The following is a 2,414-nucleotide window of genomic DNA, read 5'->3' on the forward strand; positions in this document are numbered from 1 at the left end:
CCACTGCACAGCGTGACGTGGCCCGTATTGCCGGCGCCGCGCTGGCCGACCCGGCGGCTGCGGTCGGGCGGGTCGCCCGGCGCACGTTGACCGCCGGCAGCCTGCTCTCGGCCAACGACCTGGTCGCCCAACGCCTGGTCCGTCGCGGCGACAGCGTCGCGCTGGTGTCGCGGATCGGCGGGGTCGAAGTGCGTGTCGCGGGCAAGGCCATGGCCGACGCCGGTGAAAATGAACGCGTTTCGGTGGAGAATCTGTCCTCGCGGAAGATCGTGCAGGGCACCGTGGCGGCCAGTGGCGACGTTTTTGTGACGCGCTGAGCACAATACTGAACCGGCGGCGGAAATCGGTAAAAAAACCGCATAACCCCCTAAAGATGGCGGTCCCCATGCCGTTATCCCTTGTGAACCGCAACTCCAGGACAACTCCATGAGCCAGAAAATCGACGGCAACCTGCAGGCCACCGCCCATCTGCGCAGCGTCAGCCTTGGCACCAAGCCGGCCGCCAGCACCGATTCGCCGACGCGTCCGGTTGAAGCAGCGGACAGCCTGCGCCTGACCGGCGAGGCCACCAGCCTGCAGGCCCTGCAGCGCGAGCTGAGCACCGCCCCGGCGATCGACGCCGGCCGTGTGCAGGCCGTGCGCGAGTCGCTGCAGAACGGCACCTACAAGATCAATCCCGACGCGATCGCTTCGCGCATGCTCGATCTGGACCAGCAGCTGCAGGGATGAACCTGGCGATGAGCGAGCCATTGCAGCGCCTCAGCGATGCCTTGGACGTCGAACGCCAGGCATTGGTCGAGCATGACGTGCAGGCGTTGATCCGTGCCACCGGCGCCAAGCTCGAAGCGCTGCGCGCCCTTGAGGCCGTGCTGCCGGTCGGTCAGGGCGAACGCCTGCAGGAGCTGGCCGAACGCAACCGCGCCAACGGCGTGCTGTTGTCGCGCCGCCGCCGCGAGGTCAACTGGGCGCTGCGCCAGCTGGGCCGCAGCGAAGAATCCTCGGCTTACGACGCCAAGGGCCAGTCCCACACGCTGCATACGCGACGGCCGCTCGCCGTCGCCTGATCCGGCCCCGCGTGGGCCGTACGCGCGTGCACGGGCTTCCGTCGCGCGGACCAACGCGTATATTGGGCGCCTGTTTCGACTGCCCGATGTGACCGTGACCGCTTCTTCCAACCTTGTCACCGCGCCGCTGCCACCGCAGCAGGTCCTGCTCGCCCTGTTCGAGCGGGTCAACGAAGGCATGCTGCTGTTCCGCGAGGATGGCAGCGTGGCCTTGGCCAACGCCGCCGTCAGCGAGATGCTCGGCCAGGCCGAGGACGCGGCCGGTCTGGGTGCGGCGCAATGGCTGCGTCAGCTGCTGCCGCCCGATGCGCTGGAACATGCGCGCCAGCACGGTCACTGGAACGGCAGCCTGCCGGTGGGTGAGCGCATGGTCATCGCCCATGTCTACCACCACGATGAAGCCGGCCAGCGCCATTACCTGGCCCTGTTCCGCCGCATCGAAGGCCAGGAAGACTACGAGCGCGAACTGCAGCAGCGCCATGCCGAGCTTCGCCAGGCCTACCTGCGCCTCAACGGCACCCAGGAAAAGCTGCTGCAGTCCGAGAAGATGGCCTCCATCGGCCAGCTCGCCGCCGGCGTCGCGCACGAGATCAACAACCCGATCGGCTACGTGCACTCCAACCTGGGCAGCCTGCAGGAGTACCTGCGCAGTCTGTTCACCGTGATCGAAGCCTACGAGCGCGCCCTGCGCGCACCCGATCCCAAGGCGCTGATCCCGGAAATCGACGACATCCGCACCCGCTTCGACATCGACTTCATCAGCCGCGACCTGCCGCAGCTGATGGCCGAATCGCGCGAGGGCATCGAGCGGGTGACCCGGATCGTGCGCGACCTCAAGGACTTCTCGTATTCCGGCCGTGATGAATCCTGGAAGCTGGTCGACCTGCATTCCGGCCTCGAATCGACGATCAACATCATCTGGAACGAGCTCAAGTACAAGGTCACCCTGCAGCGCGAGTTCGGCCAGCTGCCGCTGGTGGAATGCCTGCCGTCCGAGCTCAACCAGGTCTACATGAACCTGCTGCTCAACGCTGGCCATGCCATCGCCGACCGCGGCACGATCACGGTGCGCACCGGCGTGGACGGGGAGCATGTCTGGGTGGAGTTCGAAGACACCGGCGGCGGCATCTCGCCGGAACTGCGCCAGCGCATCTTCGATCCGTTCTTCACCACCAAGCCGGTCGGCAGCGGCACCGGCCTGGGCCTGTCGATCTCCTACAGCATCATCAACAAGCACCACGGCCGCATCGACCTGGACAGCACCCCGGGGCAGGGCTCCAGGTTCCGCCTGGTGCTGCCGATCAAACAGCCGCGCTGACCCGCACGTAGAGCCGACCGTTGGTCGGCTGC

Annotated in this window: 4 protein-coding genes; all 4 read left to right on the forward strand. The window is 67.0% G+C overall.

The features are described 5' to 3' along the window. The coding region (flgA, locus tag ACXJKH_RS18700) for a flagellar basal body P-ring formation chaperone FlgA (protein ID WP_457321609.1) at positions 1-317 on the forward strand (317 nt) is incomplete at its 5' end. Between the two features lie 109 nt (positions 318-426). Continuing rightward, the gene (flgM, locus tag ACXJKH_RS18705; RefSeq protein ID WP_256776994.1) at positions 427-729 is read left to right on the forward strand and encodes a flagellar biosynthesis anti-sigma factor FlgM; all 303 of its coding nucleotides are present in this window, start codon (positions 427-429) and stop codon (positions 727-729) included. A gap of 2 nt (positions 730-731) precedes the next feature. After that, positions 732-1,064 carry a flagellar protein FlgN gene (locus tag ACXJKH_RS18710; protein WP_457321612.1) on the forward strand — a complete coding sequence of 111 codons (333 nt, stop codon included), beginning with the start codon at positions 732-734 and terminating at the stop codon, positions 1,062-1,064. Positions 1,065-1,242: 178 nt separating this feature from the next. Then, positions 1,243-2,382: an ATP-binding protein gene (locus tag ACXJKH_RS18715; protein WP_306175647.1), complete on the forward strand. Its 1,140-nt coding sequence runs from the start codon at positions 1,243-1,245 to the stop codon at positions 2,380-2,382. Positions 2,383-2,414: the final 32 nt, after the last annotated feature.

Source organism: Stenotrophomonas sp. P5_B8 (assembly GCF_054049855.1).

Bases quoted from the DNA above. Each gene is read 5' to 3' on its own strand.
- flgM (WP_256776994.1), top strand. From the start codon at position 427: ATGAGCCAGAAAATCGACGGCAACCTGCAGGCCACCGCCCATCTGCGC.
- ACXJKH_RS18715 (WP_306175647.1), top strand. From the start codon at position 1,243: ATGCTGCTGTTCCGCGAGGATGGCAGCGTGGCCTTGGCCAACGCCGCC.